The following is a 21,522-nucleotide window of genomic DNA, read 5'->3' as shown; positions in this document are numbered from 1 at the left end:
TTTCTGAGACAATTCAGCCAGTTGTAGCACGGCATGGGCAGCCGCCCATGCCGTTGCTATTTTGGGTATCGGATGTCTACTTCGCTGCGTATTACCGAAATTTTCTTCTCGCTGCAGGGCGAGACCAGCCGTCTGGGCCTGCCGACGGTGTTCGTGCGGCTGACCGGCTGCCCCCTGCGCTGCGGCTATTGCGATAGCGCCTACGCCTTCCATGGCGGCGAACGCATGTCCTTTACCGCCATCCTGGCCGAGGTGGCCAAGCACGGCACGCCCTATGTCTGTGTGACCGGTGGCGAGCCACTGGCCCAGGCCGGCTGCCAGGCGCTGCTGACTGCGCTGTGCGACGCGGGTTATTCGGTGAGCCTGGAGACCAGCGGCCATCTGCCCATTGAGACGGTGGACCCGCGGGTTTCGCGCATCGTGGACATCAAGACCCCCGGCTCGGGCGAGGTGGAGAAGAACCTGTGGAGCAATCTGCAGCACCTCAATGCCCGCGACGAGCTGAAATTCGTGCTGGTGCACCGCTACGATTACGAGTGGGCGCGCGAGCTGCTGCGTGACAACAACCTGCAGACCCTTTGCCCGGTGATCTTCAGCCCGGTGTGGGAATCCTTGCCGCCCAAGGATCTGGCTGAGTGGGTGCTGGAGGACAAGCTGCCGGTGCGGGTACAGGTGCAGCTGCACAAGATACTATGGGGCGATAAGCCCGGTGTCTGACAGCCTGCTGCGCGAACTACGCCGGGATGAACTGCCACAGCTCCTGACCATGCTGCATGCACTGGGGCAGAGCGAGGGCGTGCCCAAGGTAGCGACCAGTCTGGACCATTTGGAGCAGGCGCTGTTCTCTCCCCAGCCGGCGGCCTGGTGTTTGTTGCTCGTCGAGCAGGGCGCGGTGGCCGGCTTCCTGATCTATTCCTGGAAGTGGGCCACCTTCACCGGTATTGCCGAACTCTATATGCAGGCGCTGTATGTGGACCCGACCTTCCGCCGCCGCGGCCTGGCCCGCGCGGCAATGGCGGGTTTGGCGCAAATCGCGCTGGCGCGCGGCTGCAGCCGTATGGAGTGGCTGGCGGTGCGCGACAATGCCATGAGCAATGGTTTCTATGATGCCTGCGGGGCGATCCGGGTCGAGCATATGGCGGTGCGCCGCCTGACCATGCCAGCCCTGGCCGAGCTTGCCGCCGAGGCCTATATCGAGGACATGCAATGAACAAGAAAGCGGTAGTCCTGCTCTCGGGCGGGTTGGATTCGACCACCGTGGTGGCCATGGCGCAGGCGCAGGGTTTTGACTGCTACTGCCTGAGCTTTGACTACGGCCAACGCCACAACGCCGAGCTGGCTGCCGCCCGCCGCGTGGCCGCCGCCCTGGGTGCCAAGCAGCACCGGGTGGCCACCATAGACCTGGCCGCCTTTGGCGGCTCGGCCCTGACCGACGCCAGCATCGAAGTGCCGGTGGATGGCGTGAAGGAAGGCGAGATCCCGGTCACCTATGTGCCGGCGCGCAATACCATCATGCTGTCCTTCGCCCTCGGTTGGGCCGAGGTGCTGGGTGCGCAGGACATCTTTATCGGCGTGAACGCGGTGGACTACTCGGGCTACCCGGACTGCCGGCCGGAATACATCTCGGCCTTCGAGGCCATGGCCAACCTCGCCACCCGCGTAGGTGTGGAGGGTGCGCGGCTGCATATCCGTACCCCGCTGATCGACCTCTCCAAGGCCGATATCGTCAAGGCCGGCGTGGCGCTGGGCGTGGACTACGGCCTGACCGTGTCCTGCTACAAGGCCGACCTGCAAGGCCGCGCCTGCGGCGTGTGCGATGCCTGCCGTTTGCGCAAGGCAGGCTTCGAGGCCGCCGGCGTACCGGATCCGACACATTACCTCTAAGCAGAACAACGCAATGCACGGGCGCCCGGTCATCCCCGCAAGGGGGAGGCCGAAGTAGTAAGCCACCTGAGGCTGGCAACGACTTCGCTCACCCGGGCGCTAATCATTTCAAAGCCTGAACCAGCGGTACGCCCCTGATTGAATCCCGGCCCCTCCCGCAGCCTTGCACGCACAGGTTCTAGGTTCGCAAGCTCACCAAGAACTCTGGCAGCCGCTCCGCCGGCGGGGAACCTCGCTGTGCTCGTCAGCACTTCTAAGGAGCTGCGGCAGCTTATCCCCGACTCATTGCAAGGCCTGGGTGGATTCACGTGGAACAGCCGCCCTAAGGGCAGGGTGTCGCGGCTTCTGCCTGCCGTGCTCCCGCGGGCACATAGCTCGACAGCCAGCGCAGGGCGCCGGCTTCGTCCTCAAAGGCCCGGCAAGGGTAGGGCGGCTTGCGGTAGGTGAGGTAGAGCTTGGCGGCGAGGCGCATCAAGGGTGAGCTGACCACTAGCGCGAGCGCCAGGGTGACCGCGCTGACCTCGGGCCCGTTGGCGTAGTCTTCGGCCTCCGAGGTCGAGCTGACCGCGCCACTGCCCACGATCAACACCGGCAGCGGCTGCCGGGTGATGGCCATGTGCTGGGCATAAGCAGACTGGATGGCACTGAGGTCGATACGACCATGGCGGCCGTAGTCGATCCGCAGGATGCCATCCTCACCCAGCCAGACGTAGGGGTAGTGCTCACGGCTCATCCATCCACTATAGGCTGTCGCAGGCTCTTGCAGCGCTAACCAGGCTGGCGCCGGGCCAGCTGCCAACGCCACCAGACTCGCGAGCCCAGTAGCACGGCCAGGACCGCGGCGTAGATGGCCGGCTGGGTGACGTCGCGCTTGACCAGCCACCAGTAGTGCAGCACGCCCAGGATGGCGATGGGGTAGACGAGCTGGTGCAGCTTGCCCCAGTTGCGCTTGAGCCGGCGCAGCATGGCGTCGTTCGAGGTGGCAGCCAGGGGGATCAGCAAGAGGAAGGCCGCAAAGCCGACGGTGATAAAGGGCCGCTTGGCAATATCCTTGAAGATGGCGTGCAGGTCGAAGAACTTGTCCAGCCAGATGTAGCTGACAAAGTGCAGGCAGACGTAGAAGAAGGCAAAAAGCCCCAGCATGCGGCGCAGCTTGATCAGCTCGTTGCGGCCGGTAAGCCGGCGCAAGGGGGTGATGGCCAGGGTCACGAGCAGCAGCACCAGGGTCCAGGTGCCGAGCGAGCGGGTGATGAATTCGATCGGGTTGACGGCTCGGCCGCTCAGCACGATCCAGCCGGCGCGCAGCAGGGGCAGCAGGCAGAGGATGAACAGGGCGGCCTTGATATAAGCGAGGGTTCGGGTTTTCATGCTGCTTTGGTCGTTTGTGCCGGCGAGGCCTGACGGCATAATCGCCATTTGTTTGTCCGTCCGCCAGCAGGTTCCCCATGCAAAGCTGCATCGCCACCGCTCACCGCCTTGTGGTCAAGGTCGGTTCTTCCCTGGTCACCAATGATGGGCGTGGCCTAGACCATGCTGCGCTGTCGCGCTGGGCCGCCGAGCTGGCCGGTTTGACCCGTGCCGGCAAGCAGGTGGTGCTGGTCAGCTCCGGCGCCATTGCCGAAGGGGTGGCGCGGCTGGGCTGGCCCAAGCGGCCCAAGGCCCTGCACGAGCTGCAGGCCGCCGCCGCGGTGGGGCAGATGGGCCTGGTGGAAGCCTACGAGCGCTGCTTCAGGGCCCACGGCCTCAAGACCGCACAGATCCTGCTGACCCACGAGGACCTGGCCGACCGTACCCGCTACCTCAACGCCCGCAGTACCTTGCTGACCCTGCTTGGGTTGGGTGTGATCCCCATCATCAACGAGAACGACACGGTATCGACCGACGAGATCAAGGTCGGCGACAACGACACCCTGGGCGCGCTGGTGACCAATCTGATCGATGCCGATGCGCTGGTGATCCTGACCGACCAGCGCGGCCTCTATAGCGCCGACCCGCGCAAGGTGCCGGATGCGCGCTTTATCGACGAATACCGCGCCGGCGAGCCGGAGCTGGAGGCCATGGCCGGCGGTGCCGGCAGCAGCGTGGGTACCGGCGGCATGTATACCAAGATCATCGCCGCCAAGCGCGCCGCCCGTAGCGGCGCCAGCACGGTGATCGCCAGCGGCCGCGAGGAGCAGGTGCTGACCCGCCTGGCGGCCGGCGAGGCCATCGGCACCCAGCTCACTGCCGGCACCAGCCGCATGGCAGCGCGCAAGCAATGGCTGGCCGACCATCTGCAGGTGCGCGGCAGCCTGCAGCTCGACGCGGGCGCGGTGCGTGCGCTGCAGCAGCAGGGCACCAGCCTCCTGCCCATCGGCGTGGCCAGCCTGGAGGGCGACTTTCTGCGCGGCGAGATGGTGCGCTGCCTGGGACCGGACGGTGCCGAGGTGGCGCGCGGCCTGGTCAACTACGACGCGGCCGACGCGCGCCGCATCCTGCGCCTGCCTACCAGCCAGATCGAGGCAGTGCTGGGTTTTGTGGACGAGCCCGAGCTGATCCATCGCGACAATCTGGTGCTGCTGTGAGCCGCCGGCTGTGGAGTGGTACCTGGCTGCTGGCGGCACTGCTGGTACTGCCGACCTATGCCGAAGAAGCGCTCAACGACGGCCCCTATGTGTTCCACCAGGGCGAGGTGCGCGAGGCCGCCTGGGTCTGCGACGGCCAGGTACAGCGCCAGCCCCTGAGTGCCGACCGCAAGCTGCCGGCCCGCTGCAGCCAGGCACCGGCTTTGCGGTTGGAGGCTGAGCTGGCCGTGGCGCCAGATGTACAACCGCAACCTATCAAGTGGGCGGCGGTGTCCGACATCCACGGCCAGGCTGGCATCTTTCTGCAGCTGTTACAAAAGCAGCGCATTCTGGATGCTGCCGGCAACTGGGCCTGGGGCAAGGGTGTGCTGGTAATCGCCGGCGATATCTTCGACCGCGGCCCCACGGTGACCGAGACCCTGTGGCAGGTCTACCGCCTGCAGCAGCAGGCCGCGGCGGCCGGCGGGGCGGTGCATTTCGTGCTCGGCAACCACGAGACCATGGTGCTGCGCGGTGACCTGCGCTACATCCACCCCAAGTACCAGGCCGTGGCCAAGTTGCTGGGCCGCAGTTACGACGCGCTGTACGGCCCTGATACCGAGCTCGGTGCCTGGCTGCGTAGCCGCGCGACCGTGCTCAAGCTCGGCGATACAGTGTTTCTGCATGGCGGCCTGCACCCCGAGATGGCGGCGCACGAGATCGACCTGCCGGCCATCAACCGCCAGTTCCGCGCCCGCCTTGGGGCCAGCAAGGAAGAGCTGGCCAAGGACCCGGAGGCCAACGCCCTGTTCGGCCGTGACGGTCCGGTCTGGTACCGCGGTTACTTCCTGCCTGAACGCGCCACGCTGATCGATGTGGAACGCCTGCTGGTGCGCCTCGGCGCCAAGCGCATCGTGGTGGGCCATACCACCCAGAGCGAGATCCGCTCGCTCTATGCCGGCCGGGTGATTGGCATCGACGCCGGTATCAAGGACGGCGAGCGGGGCGAACTCCTGATCTGGGAGCAGGGTGCCTTGTGGCGCGGGCTGATGGATGGCCGCCGCCTGCCGCTGCCTCCGGGGGACGATGACGGCACCTCGGCGCAGGAGTCGCGCTAGCGACCGGGACCTCCCAAAGGCTTGTTTGTTAAGGTAAACTTGGCAGCGCGTCGACCCCGTGGGTCGGCGCGTTTGTTTTTCACCGGTCCGTCCTTTGCGAGGACGACCACCAGGAGTAAGACCCATGAGCAAGCCCATCGTTGTGGCGGCCTTGTATAAGTTCGTCACGCTCAACGACTACCCCGCCCTGCGCGAGCCCCTCCAAGCGGCCATGCTGGCCAATGGCGTACGCGGCACCCTGCTGCTGGCCGAGGAAGGCATCAACGGCACCGTATCGGCCACCCGCGAAGGCATAGACGGCCTCTTGGCCTGGCTCAAGCAGGACCCGCGCTTTGCCGAGCTGGACCACAAGGAAAGCTACTGCGACGAGCAGCCCTTCTACCGCACCAAGGTGAAGCTCAAGAAAGAGATCGTCACCATGGGCGTGCCCAATGTCGACCCCAACAAGCGGGTGGGCAGCTATGTGGAGCCGGAGGACTGGAACGCCCTGATCAGCGACCCCGAGGTGCTGTTGATCGACACCCGCAACGACTACGAGGTCGCCATCGGTACCTTTGAAGGCGCCATCGACCCCAAGACCGAGAGCTTCCGTGAGTTCCCGGACTATGTGCGCGCCCACTTCGACCCGGCCAAGCACAAGAAGGTGGCCATGTTCTGCACCGGCGGCATCCGCTGTGAGAAGGCCTCCAGCTTTATGCTGGGCGAGGGCTTCGAGGAGGTCTACCACCTCAAGGGCGGCATCCTCAAATACCTGGAACGGGTAGGGCAGGACGAGAGCAAGTGGCAGGGCGACTGCTTCGTGTTCGATAACCGCGTGACCGTGCGGCATGACCTCAGCGAGGGCGACTACGACCTCTGCCACGCCTGCCGTGAGCCGGTCTCGGTCGAAGACCGCCAGTCGCCGCACTACAGCCCCGGCATCAGCTGCCCGCGCTGCTGGAACACCCTGAGCGAGAAGACCCGTGCCAGCGCCCGCGAGCGGCAGAAGCAGATCGAGCTCGCCAAGGCCCGCAACGAGCCCCATCCCATGGGGCATAACCCGCGCGACTACGCCCGTAAGCAAGAGGGCTGAGCCGAGGGCGCCCAGGCCCGCCTGGCGTGCCCGGAGCAGCTTGACACCATGGGCTACAATGGCAGCTCGGCCACCCGCCCATGTAGCCGGTGGCGCCAGCCCAGGAATCTCCATGCTTATCCAGTCCCATACCGTCGACCTCGCCACGCCGACCGGGCTTATGCGCACCTATGTGCACCGGCCGGCCGGGGAGGGCGCCTATCCGGCCATCCTGTTCTATTCGGAGATCTTCCAGCAGACCGGGCCGATCGAGCGGGCGGCGCGGTTGATGGCGGGGCATGGCTATGTGGTGCTGGTGCCCGAGGTCTTCCACGAGCTCAACCCCATCGGCACCGTGCTGGGTTACGACAACGCCGGACGCGACAAGGGCAATGCCGACAAGGCGCAAAAGCCGGTCGAGCAGTACGACAGCGACAATCGCGCGATGATCGCCTGGCTCGCCGGGCAGCCCTGGTGTAATGGCCAGATCGGCGCCATGGGCTTTTGTCTGGGCGGCCACCTGGCCTTCCGCGCCGCTCTGCAGCCCGAGGTACGCGGCACCGCCTGCTTCTACGCCACCGACCTGCATACCACGGTGATCCCCAATCAGCCCGGCCAGCACAGCATGGAGCGGCTGGCCGAGATCCAGGGCGAGCTCCTGATGATCTGGGGCAAGCACGACCCGCATATCCCCGCCGAGGGCAGGGCTCAGGTCTATGCCCGGCTGGCCGAGGCCGGCCTGAACCTGACCTGGCATGAATTCAACGGCCAGCACGCTTTCATGCGCGACGAGGGCGAGCGTTACGACCCGGAACTGGCGCTCTTGGGCTATCAGCTGGCGCTGGACCTGTTCCGCCGCACCTTGCGCTGAGGCCCGCCATGCATAAAAAACCTGCCAAACCGCAAGCGCCCCACCGCAGCGTAACCGACAAGGCCGAGGGCAAGAGCGGCCTGCACCCGCACAACCCGCACCGGCAGCGCTACGACTTTTCCGCATTGACCGCCAGCAGCCCGGAGCTGGCCGCCTATGTGGCGACCAATGCCTATGGCGACGCTTCGATCGACTTTGCCAACCCGCTGGCGGTCAAGGCGCTCAACCGCGCTTTGCTCAAGCACCACTACCAGATCGGTCATTGGGACATCCCTGACGGCTACCTCTGCCCGCCCATCCCTGGTCGCGCCGACTATCTGCACTACCTGGCCGACCTGCTGGCCGACAGCGCCGGCGGCGAGGTCCCGCAGGGCCCCGAGGTGCGGGTGCTCGATATCGGCGTGGGTGCCAACTGCATCTACCCCCTGATCGGCCACCGCAGCTTTGGCTGGGACTTTGTCGGCAGCGATATCGACCCGCAGGCGCTGGCCAGCGCCCAGGCCATCGTCGACGGCAACCCCAGCCTGGCCGGCCACATCGAGCTGCGCTTGCAGGCCTCGCCGCCTGCCATCCTGGTGGGGGTGATGCGGCCAGGCGAGTGGTTCGATATCTGCCTCTGCAACCCACCCTTCCATACCTCGCTGGCCGAGGCCACCGCCGGCAGCCAGCGCAAGTGGAAGAACCTGGGCAAGGAGGCGGTGGCCGGCGGCCAGCAGCCGGTGCTGAACTTTGGCGGCCACGGCGGTGAGCTGTGGTGCGACGGTGGCGAGGAGAAGTTCATCCGCCGCCTGATCAGCGAGAGCTCGCAGGTACCCAGCAGCTGCTACTGGTTCACCACCCTGGTATCGCGCGCCAGCAGCCTGCCGGTGGTCTACGAGGCACTGGAGAAGGCCGGCGTGGCCCAGCACCTGACCCAGGACATGACCCAGGGCCAGAAGCAGAGCCGCATCGTGGCCTGGACTTTCTGGGACCAGAAGCAGCGCAACGCTTATCGAAAAATGAGGGGTGGTTGATCTCTGCCCTCGCCGCCGCAACCACGGCATCCTCCTTGCGAGGACGGAGCCTCGCTGACGCTCGTAAGCGTGACGGTTGATCCGCGGTGAGTACGCGCTACGGGTAAGCGGTATCGCCCAGCGGCAGCCGGGCTGCTATTGTTGCAGTGCGGCGAGCACCGGTTAGCAGAGGTGCGAGCCGCGAGTGGCCCGGTCTGTAGCCGTACTCAAAAAAAGCCCGACATTTATTCGTAACAAAACTACTGCTAGAGCTTAAATTCCAACGCATTATCAACGACTTGGCTTGCCCCGCCGGAGCCGAACAGGGATAATGCGCGCGCTTTTTGCCACGGCCCTGCGTGCAGAGGGTCGTTTGTTTTCCGCCTACCCCAAGCGAAAGAGACTTTGATGGCTGCCTCCCGTACCGAACTCGCCAACGCGATCCGTGCCCTCTCCATGGATGCCGTGCAACAAGCCAACTCCGGCCACCCCGGTGCGCCCATGGGCATGGCAGAAATCGCGCTGGCGCTGTGGGGCGGCCATCTCAAGCACAACCCGACCAACCCCGAGTGGGCCGACCGTGACCGCTTCGTGCTGTCCAACGGCCACGGCTCGATGCTGATCTACTCGCTGCTGCATCTCACCGGCTACGCGCTGAGCATCGACGACCTCAAGCAATTCCGCCAACTGCACAGCAAGACCCCGGGCCACCCGGAATACGGCTACGCCCCCGGCATCGAGACCACCACCGGCCCGCTGGGCCAGGGCATCACCAACGCCGTGGGCATGGCCATGGCCGAGAAGTTGCTGGCTGCACAGTTCAACCGCCCTGGCCACGCCGTGGTGGACCACTACACCTACGCCTTCCTGGGCGACGGCTGCCTGATGGAAGGCATCTCGCACGAAGCCTGCTCGCTGGCCGGCACCTGGGGCCTGGGCAAGCTGATCGCCTTCTGGGACGACAACGGCATCTCCATCGACGGCCACGTCGAGGGCTGGTTCACCGACGATACCCCCAAGCGCTTTGAAGCCTACGGCTGGCACGTGATCGCTGGCGTGGATGGCCACGACGTGGATGCGGTCAACGCCGCCATCGTTGCCGCCAAGGCCGAGACCGGCAAGCCGACGCTGATCTGCTGCAAGACCATCATCGGCAAGGGTGCCCCCAACAAGCAGGGTACCCACGACGTACACGGCGCCGCCCTGGGCGCCGCCGAGATCGCCGCCACCCGCGAGCACCTGGGCTGGACCCACGCCCCGTTCGAGATCCCGGCCGAGATCTATGCCGGCTGGGATGCCAAGGCCAAGGGCGCTGCCGCCGAGCGTGCCTGGAACGACAAGTTCGCCACCTACCGTGCCGCCCACCCCGAGCTGGCTGCCGAATTCGAGCGCCGCATGAAGGGCGAGCTGCCGGCCGATTGGAATGAATTCAAGGCTGCCGCCGTGGCCAAGATCAACGACGCCGCCCAGACCGTGGCTACCCGCAAGGCCAGCCAGATCGCCCTGGAAGCGTTCTCGCCCAAGCTGCCGGAATTCCTGGCCGGCTCGGCCGACCTGACCGGTTCCAACCTGACCAACTGGTCGGGCAGCAAGTGGATCGACAACGCCGGTAACGGCAACTACATCAGCTACGGCGTGCGTGAGTTCGGCATGGCCGCCATCATGAACGGCATGACCCTGCACGGTGGCCTGCGCCCCTACGGCGGCACCTTCCTGATGTTCAGCGAGTACGCCCGCAACGCCCTGCGCATGGCTGCGCTGATGAAGATCAACCCGATCTTCGTGTTCACCCACGATTCGATCGGCCTGGGCGAAGACGGCCCGACCCACCAGCCGGTGGAGCAGACCGCTACCCTGCGCTACATCCCCAATATGGACGTCTGGCGTACCTGCGACACCACCGAGACCGCCGTGGCCTGGGGTGTGGCGATCGAACAGAAGACCCGCCCATCCAGCCTGGTGCTGAGCCGCCAGAACCTGGCCTTTGTGCCGCGCGACGCTGGCCAGATCGCCGATATCGCCAAGGGTGGCTATGTGCTGCGCGAGGCCGAAGGCGGCGCCGCCCAGCTGATCCTGATCGCCACCGGCTCGGAAGTGGAACTGGCCCTGAAGGCCCAGGCTCAGCTCGCCACCGAGGGCATCCGCGCCCGCGTGGTGTCCATGCCCTCGACCAATGTGTTCGACCGCCAGAACGCCGCCTACAAGGCTGCCGTGCTGACCCGCGGTGTGCCGCGCGTGGCGGTGGAAGCCGGTGTGTCCGACTTCTGGCGCAAGTACGTGGGCCTCGAAGGCGCCGTGGTGGGTATGGATACCTTCGGTGAATCGGCCCCGGCGCCGGCGCTGTTCAAGGAATTCGGTTTCACCGTCGAAAATGTAGTTGCTGTTGCCAAGTCTGTGATCTGATTCGGCACCCGGGGCGCTTAATGCCCCAGCAGCAGCCTGAAGCGGCCCCGTATTGCACGGGGCCGTTTTGTTTTTTAACTACATGCGCAAATGGCCTAAATGTATGCGGCAATGCAGCAAATTGCCCTGTATGTAATCCCCTTTCAGCCCGTGAGATGGTTACAATCGCGCCCTTGTAGTCATCCCGGCCGGCACTACACCCAATCCGGCCCCGTCATGGAGAATCCCCTGTATGTCCATCCGCATCGCCATCAACGGCTACGGACGCATCGGTCGCAATGTCTTGCGCGCGCTGTATGAACTGAACCGCAACGAAGACTTCAAGATCGTCGCCATCAATGCCTCGGGCGACATCGAGACCAATGCCCACCTGACCCGCTTCGACACGGTGCATGGCCGCTTCAACGCAGAGGTGAAGGCCGACGGTGACTGGCTGCGCATCAACGGCGAGAACATCCGCTTCTTCTCTACCCGCAACCCGGCCGAGCTGCCCTGGGGCGAGCTGGGCATCGACATCGTGCTGGAATGCACCGGTGCCTTCACCAGCAAGGCCAAGTGCCAGGCCCACCTCGATGCCGGCGCCAAGAAGGTGCTGATCTCCGCCCCGGGCGACAAGGACGTGGACGCTACCATCGTCTACGGCGTGAACCATGACGTGCTGACCCGCGACATGACCGTGGTCTCCAACGCTTCCTGCACCACCAATTGCCTGGCACCGGTGGCCAAGGTGCTGAACGACCATATCGGCATCGTCAAAGGCCTGATGACCACCATCCATGCCTACACCAATGACCAGGTGCTGACCGACGTCCGCCACAAGGACCTGCGCCGTGCCCGTTCGGCCACCCAGAGCCTGATCCCCACCAAGACCGGCGCCGCCGCCGCGGTGGGCCTGGTGCTGCCGGAACTGAACGGCAAGCTCGACGGCTTTGCCGTGCGCGTGCCCACCATCAACGTCTCCATGGTCGACCTGACCTTCCAGGCTGCGCGCGCGACCAGCAAGGAAGAGATCAACGCCCTGATGCGCGATGCCGCCGGTGGTGGCCAGCTCAAGGGCGTGCTGGGTTACAACGACCTGCCGCTGGTGTCGATCGACTTCAACCACACCAACGAAGCCTCCATCTTCGACTCCACCCTGACCAAGGTCAGCAATGGCGACCTGGTGAAGATCGGCGCCTGGTACGACAACGAGTGGGGCTTCTCGGTACAGATGCTCAACACGGCTAAGGCGATGATGCTGGCGAACTAGAACGCGGTCAGCGCGGCCGGTAGCGGAAGCGCATCACCCAGCAGTTGAAGCTCATATGCGCTTTCGCTTTATCGCATCCGAGCCCCCACGGCCCCCCGCCCTCGCCGCCGCTCGTGGGGAGATGGGCCCAGCATTGGGTGATACACCAGTACGTAGTGGCAGGCATAACGGGGCGCGTAGGCGCCCCGTATGCACTACAGCGCCCGGCGCTGCTACATTGAGACATCCCAGCCCACTTCTTCCGAGAATTGCCATGAATTTCAAGAAGCTCACCGCCCTCGACCTCGCCGGCAAGAAGGTCCTGATCCGCGTCGACATGAACGTACCGGTCAAGGACGGCAAGATCGGCGACGACACCCGTATCCGCGCCTCCCTGCCCAGCATCGAGCACGCACTCAAGGCGGGCGCCGGCGTGATCCTGATGACCCATCTGGGCCGCCCCACCGAGGGCAGCATTGCCGAGGAAGACAAGCTGGCCCCGGTGGCCAAGCGCCTGGGTGAGCTGCTGGGCCGCGAGGTGCCGGTGGTGACCGAGTGGCAGGGTTATACCGTCAAGCCGGGCGAACTGGTGCTGCTGGAGAACATCCGCACCAATGTCGGCGAGAAAAAGAACGCCGACGCCCTGGGCCAGCAGTACGCCGCCCTGTGCGACATCTTCGTCAACGATGCCTTCGGCACCGCCCACCGCGCCGAGGCTTCCACCCACGCCGTGGCCAAGTTCGCGCCGGTGGCCTGCGCCGGCATCCTGCTGGCGGCCGAGCTCGAAGCGCTGGGCAAGGCCCTGGCCCAACCGGCCCGCCCGCTGCTGGCCATCGTGGCCGGCTCCAAGGTCTCGACCAAGCTCACCATCCTCGAAGCCCTGGCCGACAAGGTGGACCTCTTGATCGTCGGTGGCGGCATTGCCAACACCTTCCTGTTGGCCGAGGGCAAAGAGATCGGCAAGTCGCTGGCCGAACCCGACCTGGTGGAGCAGGCCCGCGCCGTGATCGCCAAGATCCGCGCCCGTGGCGGCGATGTGCCGCTGCCGACCGACGTGGTGGTGGGCGGCAAGTTCGACGCCAATGAGCCGGCCGTGGCCAAGCCGCTGTCGGCCGTGACCGCCGACGACATGATCTTCGACATCGGCACCGAATCGGCCGCTGCGCTGGCCGCCCTGGTGGCCAAGGCCGGTACCATCGTCTGGAACGGCCCGGTAGGCGTGTTCGAATTCGACCAGTTCGGCAACGGCACCAAGGCCCTGGCTCTCGCCATCGCCCAAAGCCCGGCCTTCTCCATTGCCGGCGGCGGCGACACCCTGGCCGCGGTCGCGAAGTACGGCATTACCGACCAGATCGGCTATATCTCTACTGGTGGCGGCGCCTTCCTCGAATTCCTCGAAGGCAAGACCCTCCCCGCGGTCGAAATCCTGGCCCAACGCGCCTAAGCAGGCCCGTCAGGCAGAAAAGGCCGCTCCCAGGAGCGGCCTTTTCGTTGGCGCTGCTTTTGCTTCACGTGAATCAATCACCGCCGTTTACCTAGAAAGAATGGACTAGCTTGGTGAGCGCTGCGCCAACAGCGGGCACCCAGCGGGGCCAACGCCCAGCGGCAGGGCGAGAGTAGGAGAAGTAGAGAACGACCTGCCCGTGGACAAGGCGATATCGCCCACGAGCAAAGCGAGGCTCCCTCGCTTGGGCGAGGGCGGGGGGAGTGGGAGATATAGAAGCAAAAGCGCCGGCTCAGTCCGCCCTGAAGATGAACACCCGGCTCCGCCGGGTGCATAAGTGAAGATCCCGTATCAAGTGCAGCTGTTCGGTGAAATGTAGTGGAGATTACAGAACTACAAAGCTGTTAAAATCGCTTCCAACCAAGTTTTCAAGCAATTAACGTTCAGGAGTGAACCATGCCCCTCGTTTCGATGCGCCAGCTGCTCGACCATGCCGCCGAGCACAGCTACGGCCTGCCGGCTTTCAATGTGAACAACCTGGAGCAGGTGCTGGCCATCATGCAGGCTGCCGACGAGTGCAACAGCCCGGTGATCATGCAAGGTTCGGCCGGGGCGCGTAAATACGCCGGCGAGGCCTTCTTGCGCCACCTGATCCTGGCCGCGACCGAGGCCTATCCGCATATCCCCGTGGTCATGCACCAGGACCATGGCGCCAGCCCCGCCGTCTGCATCCAGGCCATGCGCTCGGGCTTCTCCAGCGTGATGATGGACGGCTCGCTGATGGAAGATGCCAAGACCCCGTCGAGCTACGACTACAACGTTGACGTGACCCGCAAGGTGGTCGAGATGGCCCACGCCATCGGCGTGAGCGTGGAAGGCGAGCTGGGTTGCCTGGGCAGCCTGGAGAGCGGCATGGGCGAGAAGGAAGACGGCCACGGCGCCGAGGGTGTGCTGAGCCATGACCAGCTCTTGACCGACCCGGACGAAGCCGCCGACTTCGTCAAGCGCACCCAGGTGGATGCGCTGGCCATCGCCATCGGTACGAGCCATGGCGCCTACAAGTTCACCCGCAAGCCCACCGGCGACATCCTGGCGATCGAGCGTATCAAGCAGATCCACGCCCGCATCCCCAATACCCACCTGGTGATGCACGGTTCGAGCTCGGTGCCGCAGGAATGGCTGGAGATCATCCGCCAGTACGGTGGCGAGATGAAGGAAACCTACGGCGTGCCGGTCGAGGAGATCGTCACCGGCATCAAGTACGGCGTGCGCAAGATTAATATCGATACCGATATTCGCCTCGCCATGACCGGTGCCACCCGTCGTTTCCTGGCCACCCAGAAGAGCGAATTCGACCCGCGCAAATTCCTCAAGGAAGCCACCGTCGCGGCCAAGGAGATCTGCAAGGCCCGCTTCGAAGCCTTCGGTTGCGCAGGCCAGGCCGACAAGATCAAGGCGGTGTCGCTCGACAAGATGAGCGACCTGTATAAAAAAGGTCAGCTTGCCGCCGTGGTGAACTAGACTATCGACATTACGTGCTGATGAAGGCGCTGCGTGATCTTGAACTTATGGGTACGACACCCATCTGATAAGGGAACGCGACTCGGTTTGCCGCCGCCCGAGAATGCGGCACTTTCGAAAGACTTGCCCCGCTTTGTGCGGGGCTTTTCTTTTGGCGCGGCCGGTTTGCAGCTCATGGCGAATGGCTATTTGGCGTGCGCGCCGGAAGCAGGCAGCATGGTGGCTATCGATACCTTACGCCTGCCGCCATGAACCTGACGTCCAAATTTCCCGACCTGGGCCTGACCATCTTCAGCCGTATGAGCGCCCTGGCGCAGGAGACCGGCGCCATCAACCTCTCGCAGGGCTTTCCCGACTTCGCCTGCGACGCAGGCCTTCTGGAAGCGGTGAATGGCGCCATGCGCGCCGGCCACAACCAGTACGCGCCCATGCCCGGGCTGCCGGCTCTCAGGCAGGCCATCGCCGCCAAGTTCGCCACCGCCTATGGCTTGGCGGTCGACCCGGAGCGCGAGATCACGCTCACCGCCGGTGCGACCCAGGCGCTCTATACCGCCATCGCCGCCGTGCTGCGGGCCGGTGACGAAGCCATCATCCTGGAGCCGGCCTATGACAGCTACGCGCCGGCCATCGTGGCACAGGGTGCGCAGCCGGTACGGATCAGCCTCACGGCGCCGGACTTCGCGGTGGACTGGGCGCAGGTCGAAGCGGCGGTGACGCCGGCCACCCGGCTGATCATCGTCAACAACCCCAACAACCCGGCCACCAGCGTGTTCAGCACGGCCGACCTTGACGCACTGGCCGCCATTGCCGAGCGGCATGACCTGCTGGTGTTGAGCGACGAGGTCTACGAGCACCTGGTCTACGACGAGGCGCGGCATGCCAGTGTGTTGGCCCACCCCGTGCTGCGGCCGCGCAGCTTTGCCGTGTATTCCTTTGGCAAGACTTTCCATGCCACCGGTTGGAAGGTGGGTTATTGCGTGGCGGCGCCAGCCTTGACGGCGGAATTTCGCAAGCTGCACCAATACCTGGTGTTCTCGGTCTCCACGCCCATGCAGCATGCCCTGGCCGCGCACCTGCAGGAGCCGGCCCACTGGCAGCAGCTGGCAGGCTTCTACCAGCACAAGCGCGACCACCTGGCGCGTGGCCTCAGCGCCGCGGGTTTCAAGCTCCTGCCGAGCGCGGCGACCTATTTCCAGCTGGCCGACTATTCCGCCATCCGGCCGGACCTGGGTGAACTGGCCTTTGCCGAATGGCTGACCCGCGAGCATGGCGTGGCCAGTATTCCAGTATCGGCCTTCTATGCCGACGGGCGCGAGCAGCGCCTGGTGCGTTTCTGCTTTGCCAAAAAGGAAGAGACGCTGGATGCGGCGATAGCGCGGCTGGCGGCGTTGGCAGGCTAGTGTGGTGATGGTGTAACGGGCAACGTGTGTAGGAGCCGGTGCCCGCTCTACATGGGTGCTCAGCCGTAGTGGCTGTAGAGCACCACGCCCCAGATGATGGCCATATTGACGAGGCTGGCGAACTGGGCAGCGCTGCCCAGGTCCTTGGCGCGCTTGGCCAAGAGGTGGTGGTCCAGCGAGGTGTGGTCGACCGCCGCCTCGATGGCGGAATTGAGCAACTCGACCACGATGCTGAGGAAGTGGGCAAAGGCGATCAGCGCCCGACCCCAGGGGGGGATGGGCAGCCAGAAGGCGAGCGCCACGCCCGCCAACGCCAATAGGCAGACCTGGCGAAAGGCGGACTCATGCTGCCAGGCAGCGCGAAAGCCGTCGATGGAATAACCGGTGGCGTTGATCAGGCGGCGCAGGCCGGTCTTGCCCTTGAACGGGCTCTCTTCTGCTTGGCTCATTACTTATCTCAGTCTTGGGGCAGTTGTTCCGCGAGCTCGGGGAAGATGTCGCGGTAGGAAGCGTAGTTGGCGGCGATCATGACCGGGCCGAGTACCAGGAGGCCCAGGCCGGCCGGGATCAGCGCGACGACAAGGAGGGCGATTGTAATCAAGCTGTAGACCAAGAGGGCGGGCCAATTGGCCAGGGCTGCCTTGAGCGAGGCCTGCAGGGCCGGTACCGGCTGCTCGCCACCGAGCGCCACCAGGGCTGGGGCAAAGGCCAGCGCCAGCCAGACGATGGAGTACAGCACCAGGGCCAACAGCATAGCCAGCATCACACCGAGAGCCATGCCGCCCATGCCGGTCGCCCAGCCGGCCGCTTCATTGACCTGGCCGGCCATCAGCCCGCCGAGCAGCGAGCCCACGCCGGCCACCGAGAGGATCGCAAAGACCAATACGCTGACCGCGATCTGTGCGACCAGGAGCGCCACGCCGACCAGCAAGAGGGGAACAAAGGGGCCCTTTTGAAAGCCGGCGAACAGATGGGCGATCTCCAGCTCCTCGCCGCGCTTGAGCAGGGCGCAGCCTATCATCAGCCCGCCCAGCAGCACCGGGGTAAAGAGGGGTACCAGCAGCTGGCCTATGCCGATCGCACCGCTCACCATGACCACCAGGCCCCAGATCAGGATCAGTGCGATCCAGATGCCCGGGTTGCGCTTGAACAGATCGAAGCCTTCCACCACCCAATCCCAGCCACGGGCGGCGCCGACTACACGGTATGCGGGCGAGCTATCTTGCATGACTACTCCTCCGGGCTTCTGCGCCCATGATCGTTGGCAAATATGACAGTGCATATTATGGCGGCCGGGCACCAAGAGGAAATATTGTGTGCGGCTAGGCTGGCTGAGGCGGCTACAGGCCTTTCAAAGCCGATGGAAGCGGCCGACAATGGTTCCATGTCACCTACAAAAACGGGGACGGCCACCGTGACTTACCGGCGTTTTCGCGACTTCTATCCCTACTACCTGCAGGAGCACCAGAACCGCACCTGCCGCCGCCTGCATTTTGTCGGCAGCACCCTGGTGCTATTGGTGCTGGCGGCCGTGCTGGTCACCGGCCGCTGGCAGGGCCTGTGGCTGCTGCCGCTGCTGGGTTACGGCTTTGCCTGGGTAGGGCATTTCTTCTTCGAGAAGAACCGGCCGGCCACCTTCCGCCATCCCTTCTACAGCCTGATAGGCGACTGGGTGATGTATGGGGAGATGTTGCGGGGGCGGATACCCTGGTAGGGCGGGGCCTGGGTCGCTAGTTAGTGGAGAGCAGGTGCCAGGGGCTGCGCAGGCGCCCGGGTTATCCCCGCAAGGAGGAGGCCGAAGTTGTAAGCCACCTAAAGGTGGCAACGACTTCGCTCACCCGTGCGCTTGAGCTTGTAGAAACCGAAACCCGCGGCCCCTCTTGATTGAGTCCCACCCCGACTCCCCACACTCCGGCGGGGAACCTCGCTGACGCTCGTCTGGGGGAGGCTCCGCTTTCTGTTCGGTCGAAAGCACTGTTGCTGGGCCCAGCGAAGCCGGGCCTTAACCGGCAATTGATGCTGGAATGCGCCTTCGCTTTATTGAACCCCACCCCTCCGCCCCACCCTCCGGCGGGGAACCTCGCTGACGCTCGTCTGGGGTAGTAACGACGGCTGTGCTAAACAGCGACTCCTGCAGGCACCCAGGAAGCCTGGGTGCTAACCACTGACGATGACTGAGACGCCCCTTGCTTTATTGAGCCCCACCCCTACCCCCGCCTGCCGGCGGAGAACCTCGCTGACGCTCGTCAGCGCTCTGTAGGGGCGTCGCCTTGCCTTCTAAAGACGCTGTAGAACGCCGCCAGTGAGAGATCACTCGCGGCGTTTGTCTTTATTGCAGCGTGGGCTTGGCGGGTTTCTTGGCGGCGGGCTTGCTCGCGGGAGTGCGGCTGGTGGCGGCTTTGCCGTTGCTGGAAGGCTTGGCGGAAGGGGCCTTGGTCGGCTGCTTGGCGACGGTGGGCTTGGCCTTGCTGGCCGGCTTGTTCTTGACCGTGCTGACCGGGGCCTTGGCAACCGTGCTGGCAGCGGCTGGCTTGTTGGCGGGTTTAGCCTTGGCGGCAGGTTTTGCTGTTGCCGCCTTGGTCTGCACTGGTGCGGTGGCTTTTGCTGTCGCCGTCTTGGGCTTGGCCACTGCGACGGTCTTGGCTGCCGGCTTGGCGGCCACGACCTTGACGCTGCTGACAGGGGTATGGGGCAGCGGGGGAGTGGCCGGGGCCAGTTCGGCATGCGGAATGTCGATGCCGAAGATGCTCCGTACCGTCTCGTAACGTTGCAGGATCTGCTCGCCGGCCTGCAGGGGCCCGGCGGCGCTGAAGAGCTTGAGTACCGCGTCCATCAGCTTGAATTGGTCCTCGCGCTGCGGTACCAGCAATGGCAGGCCGGCCAGCGCACGTTCTTCGTCCAGCATCAGCACCACCGACTGGCGTTGCACGGTTTCGCGGAACTCGGCCAGGGTGCTGGCCTGGATCTGGCCGGCTTCCACCAACTGCCGCAGAAGCTTGAAGGCACGCTCGTCCACGGCGTGGTCTTCGGCGATATAGGCCATTACCCGCACAAAACCATCCAGCGGCGTACCGCGGTCGAAGTTGTGCAGTGCCTCCCGGATATTGAGCCTGTCGAGCTGCTCGCGCAGCGACAGGGTCCGGCCTTTGGTCTGGCTGCTGCGCTCACTACGGTCCACCCCCAGCACACTGGCGAGCCAGGGCGATTCGTAGATGGACTTGAACAGCTGCTCGCTCAACTGGTCGCGCAGGTCGCGGAAGTTGTCGAGCTGGGTCTCGATCAGCTTGGAAGCCTTCTTCTCCCACTGCAGGAAGGGGTTGTCGGCCGAGACCGGCGTACGCTCGGCGCGGGTCTTCTCGGCCAGCGAGGGCAGGCCCCAGAACAGGGGGTTGAGGTCGGAGATGGTGTAGCGCTCCACCCGCGAAGGATGCGCCAGGCGGTGCGCCATGGCGGTCATATCGTTGCTGGCGGCCCGTACCACCGGCGAGACCAGCTGGTCGTAGGTCTTCTGGTTCAGCTCGGCGACGCGGCGCACCACCTCGAAGGCCTGCTCGTCCTCGCGGCCGTCGTCCAGGGCCAGGATGTCGGAGACCTGGCGCGGCTCGAAGCGGATCAGGTAACGGTCGCCCAGGAGTTCGAGGTTGGGCATGTCCGGCCGGGTGTCCTCGATCTTGGCCTCATAAAGGCCCGGCGGGAGCATGTCGATCAAATCGATGGCGCTGACCAACTGGGCATGCTCGCGGTTGGCCACGCCGGCCGAGACGAAGATGCCCAGGTGGCCGATACGGTCGTGCAGGCAGTAGACGATCACCTGGCCGTGCGCGCGGATGTCCTCGACGTCGGCATAGAGGTCGGGAATCCAGTTCAGCGCCTGCTGCGGCGGGGTAATGTTGTCTCCCCAGGAGGCAAACACCACGATAGGCGAGCGGATATTGCGCAGGTCGACGCGGTGCTCGCCGTCGGCACTGACGATATCGCCCGAAGTCAGGCGGTTGCCGACGAACAGGTTCTGTACGATCCAGTCGATCTCTTCCCGGTTCAAAAGGAAGTGGCCGCCCCACCAGCGCTCGAAGGTCAAGAAACGCTCGGCTTCGGTATCGACTCGGGCGTACAGGTTGTAAGGCTTGCTCCAGTAGGTATTGGCCGGGTCCAGCTGCTCGAAGTTGTGCACCAGCCAGGCGCCGTCGAAGTGGCCGTTGCCGATATCGCCCAGGAAGGAGGCCGGCCAGGTACCGCCGCCCAGGCCACCGTTGTAGCGCATGGGGTGCTTGCCCTCCACGCCGGCCCAGTAGGAGATGGGCGAACCGGCCAGCAGCAAGGGGCCGACCAGTTTGGGCGCGACCGAGGCCAGGATCATGAGCGCCCAGCCACCCTGGCAGTTGCCGATCACCAGCGGCAGACCGTCGCTGTCGGGGTGCAGCTCGCGCACGCGGCGCAAAAATTCGACCTCGGCGCGGGCCACGCATTCTATGGTCTGGCCCTCCACCGGCTCGGGGAAGAACATCACGAAGTAGCAGGGGTGGCCGCCACGCAGGGCGAGGCCGATCTCGCTGTCGATCTTGGAGCCGCCTATGCCCGGGCCGTGACCGGCGCGTGGGTCGATCACCACGATGGGGCGCTTTTGCGGGTTGGTCGCGCAGCAGCCCTCGGGCGGTACGATGCGCACCAGGGCGTAGTTGGCGGCGCGCTCCAGCTCGCGGCCATCCATCACCATCTCGTAGTCGAACACCAGCACCGGCGGCTTGCCGGCACGCGAGTGCTCCAGGTAGAGGTTGCCGCGCTGGCGCAGCACGTCCATGGTCAGCACGCTGCGCTGCCAGGCGTCGCGCCAGTATTCGGTGGCGTGCGCCAGCGTCTCGCGGAACAGGGGGCTGGTGGGCAAGTTGGTGCTGGTGGTCATGATGGAAACTCCCGGAAACAGCGGCCGGGCAGGGGGCCTGCGCGGCGTTACCTCAGTGCAAAAGCAACCGCCTATTGTGCGGTGCAACATGTAGAAGGTAGGAAGGATTGACGGTTACGTCAAGCCATCACCGCTCGCCGGCAGGGCCCCAAAAACGCGCAAGCCCC

Annotated in this window: 19 protein-coding genes; 14 read left to right on the top strand and 5 right to left on the bottom strand. The window is 65.0% G+C overall.

The window, feature by feature from the left end; translation table 11 throughout:
- Nucleotides 1-72: 72 nt before the first annotated feature.
- From queE to queC, 3 genes are read left to right on the top strand one after another with little or no spacing between them, the layout of a single operon-like run.
- Nucleotides 73-717: a 7-carboxy-7-deazaguanine synthase QueE gene (queE, locus tag VIM95_RS09995; RefSeq protein ID WP_331985178.1), complete on the top strand. Its 645-nt coding sequence runs from the start codon at nucleotides 73-75 to the stop codon at nucleotides 715-717.
- On the top strand, nucleotides 710-1,210 hold the full coding sequence (locus VIM95_RS09990) for a GNAT family N-acetyltransferase (RefSeq protein WP_331985176.1): 501 nt from the start codon (nucleotides 710-712) through the stop codon (nucleotides 1,208-1,210). Before queE ends, VIM95_RS09990 begins: the two co-directional genes overlap by 8 nt.
- The gene (gene queC / locus VIM95_RS09985; RefSeq protein ID WP_331985174.1) at nucleotides 1,207-1,884 is read left to right on the top strand and encodes a 7-cyano-7-deazaguanine synthase QueC; all 678 of its coding nucleotides are present in this window, start codon (nucleotides 1,207-1,209) and stop codon (nucleotides 1,882-1,884) included. The genes VIM95_RS09990 and queC overlap by 4 nt, the downstream gene beginning before the upstream one ends.
- A gap of 322 nt (nucleotides 1,885-2,206) precedes the next feature.
- Here queC and VIM95_RS09980 read toward each other — a convergent pair whose 3' ends face one another.
- Nucleotides 2,207-2,617, bottom strand: coding sequence for a hypothetical protein (locus VIM95_RS09980; protein ID WP_331985172.1), 411 nt, complete (start codon nucleotides 2,615-2,617; stop codon nucleotides 2,207-2,209).
- A 35-nt stretch (nucleotides 2,618-2,652) separates the two neighbouring features.
- On the bottom strand, nucleotides 2,653-3,252 hold the full coding sequence (locus VIM95_RS09975; protein WP_331985170.1) for a protein-methionine-sulfoxide reductase heme-binding subunit MsrQ: 600 nt from the start codon (nucleotides 3,250-3,252) through the stop codon (nucleotides 2,653-2,655).
- 77 nt (nucleotides 3,253-3,329) lie between these two features.
- Here VIM95_RS09975 and proB point away from each other — a divergent pair, with 77 nt between their 5' ends.
- From proB to VIM95_RS09925, 10 genes are all read left to right on the top strand, one after another.
- Complete coding sequence (gene proB / locus VIM95_RS09970; RefSeq protein ID WP_331985168.1) at nucleotides 3,330-4,448, top strand: glutamate 5-kinase; 1,119 nt, start codon at nucleotides 3,330-3,332, stop codon at nucleotides 4,446-4,448.
- Complete coding sequence (locus VIM95_RS09965) at nucleotides 4,445-5,545, top strand: metallophosphoesterase (RefSeq protein ID WP_331985166.1); 1,101 nt, start codon at nucleotides 4,445-4,447, stop codon at nucleotides 5,543-5,545. The genes proB and VIM95_RS09965 overlap by 4 nt, the downstream gene beginning before the upstream one ends.
- 124 nt (nucleotides 5,546-5,669) lie before the next feature.
- Nucleotides 5,670-6,617: a rhodanese-related sulfurtransferase gene (locus VIM95_RS09960; protein WP_331985164.1), complete on the top strand. Its 948-nt coding sequence runs from the start codon at nucleotides 5,670-5,672 to the stop codon at nucleotides 6,615-6,617.
- Between the two features lie 112 nt (nucleotides 6,618-6,729).
- On the top strand, nucleotides 6,730-7,467 hold the full coding sequence (locus VIM95_RS09955; RefSeq protein WP_331985163.1) for a dienelactone hydrolase family protein: 738 nt from the start codon (nucleotides 6,730-6,732) through the stop codon (nucleotides 7,465-7,467).
- An 8-nt stretch (nucleotides 7,468-7,475) separates the two neighbouring features.
- Nucleotides 7,476-8,480, top strand: a complete 1,005-nt coding sequence (rlmF, locus tag VIM95_RS09950; RefSeq protein ID WP_331985161.1) for a 23S rRNA (adenine(1618)-N(6))-methyltransferase RlmF — start codon at nucleotides 7,476-7,478, stop codon at nucleotides 8,478-8,480.
- Between the two features lie 387 nt (nucleotides 8,481-8,867).
- Nucleotides 8,868-10,862: a transketolase gene (gene tkt, locus VIM95_RS09945; RefSeq protein WP_331985159.1), complete on the top strand. Its 1,995-nt coding sequence runs from the start codon at nucleotides 8,868-8,870 to the stop codon at nucleotides 10,860-10,862.
- 232 nt (nucleotides 10,863-11,094) lie between these two features.
- Nucleotides 11,095-12,111, top strand: coding sequence for a type I glyceraldehyde-3-phosphate dehydrogenase (gene gap, locus VIM95_RS09940; protein WP_331985157.1), 1,017 nt, complete (start codon nucleotides 11,095-11,097; stop codon nucleotides 12,109-12,111).
- A 253-nt stretch (nucleotides 12,112-12,364) separates the two neighbouring features.
- On the top strand, nucleotides 12,365-13,534 hold the full coding sequence (locus VIM95_RS09935) for a phosphoglycerate kinase (protein WP_331985155.1): 1,170 nt from the start codon (nucleotides 12,365-12,367) through the stop codon (nucleotides 13,532-13,534).
- Nucleotides 13,535-13,990: 456 nt separating this feature from the next.
- The gene (gene fba, locus VIM95_RS09930) at nucleotides 13,991-15,055 is read left to right on the top strand and encodes a class II fructose-bisphosphate aldolase (protein ID WP_331985153.1); all 1,065 of its coding nucleotides are present in this window, start codon (nucleotides 13,991-13,993) and stop codon (nucleotides 15,053-15,055) included.
- Between the two features lie 248 nt (nucleotides 15,056-15,303).
- Nucleotides 15,304-16,455: a methionine aminotransferase gene (locus VIM95_RS09925; RefSeq protein WP_331985151.1), complete on the top strand. Its 1,152-nt coding sequence runs from the start codon at nucleotides 15,304-15,306 to the stop codon at nucleotides 16,453-16,455.
- Between the two features lie 59 nt (nucleotides 16,456-16,514).
- Here VIM95_RS09925 and VIM95_RS09920 read toward each other — a convergent pair whose 3' ends face one another.
- Together VIM95_RS09920 and VIM95_RS09915 are read right to left on the bottom strand one after the other, a co-directional pair.
- Nucleotides 16,515-16,904 (bottom strand): diacylglycerol kinase, encoded by a 390-nt coding sequence (locus VIM95_RS09920; protein WP_331985149.1) that lies wholly within the window; start codon nucleotides 16,902-16,904, stop codon nucleotides 16,515-16,517.
- An 8-nt stretch (nucleotides 16,905-16,912) separates the two neighbouring features.
- Complete coding sequence (locus tag VIM95_RS09915) at nucleotides 16,913-17,683, bottom strand: BPSS1780 family membrane protein (protein ID WP_331985147.1); 771 nt, start codon at nucleotides 17,681-17,683, stop codon at nucleotides 16,913-16,915.
- Nucleotides 17,684-17,869: 186 nt separating this feature from the next.
- Here VIM95_RS09915 and VIM95_RS09910 point away from each other — a divergent pair, with 186 nt between their 5' ends.
- Nucleotides 17,870-18,169: a DUF962 domain-containing protein gene (locus VIM95_RS09910; RefSeq protein WP_331985145.1), complete on the top strand. Its 300-nt coding sequence runs from the start codon at nucleotides 17,870-17,872 to the stop codon at nucleotides 18,167-18,169.
- Nucleotides 18,170-18,784: 615 nt separating this feature from the next.
- Here the strand turns inward: VIM95_RS09910 and VIM95_RS09905 are convergent.
- Nucleotides 18,785-21,355 carry a DUF3141 domain-containing protein gene (locus tag VIM95_RS09905; RefSeq protein WP_331985143.1) on the bottom strand — a complete coding sequence of 857 codons (2,571 nt, stop codon included), beginning with the start codon at nucleotides 21,353-21,355 and terminating at the stop codon, nucleotides 18,785-18,787.
- Between the last annotated feature and the right edge of the window lie 167 nt (nucleotides 21,356-21,522).

Source organism: Chitinimonas sp., assembly GCF_036568685.1.
Lineage (GTDB): Bacteria > Pseudomonadota > Gammaproteobacteria > Burkholderiales > Chitinimonadaceae > Chitinimonas.
The sequence above is the reverse complement of the archived record's forward strand: the minus strand, read 5'-3'. Positions and strand labels throughout refer to the sequence as shown.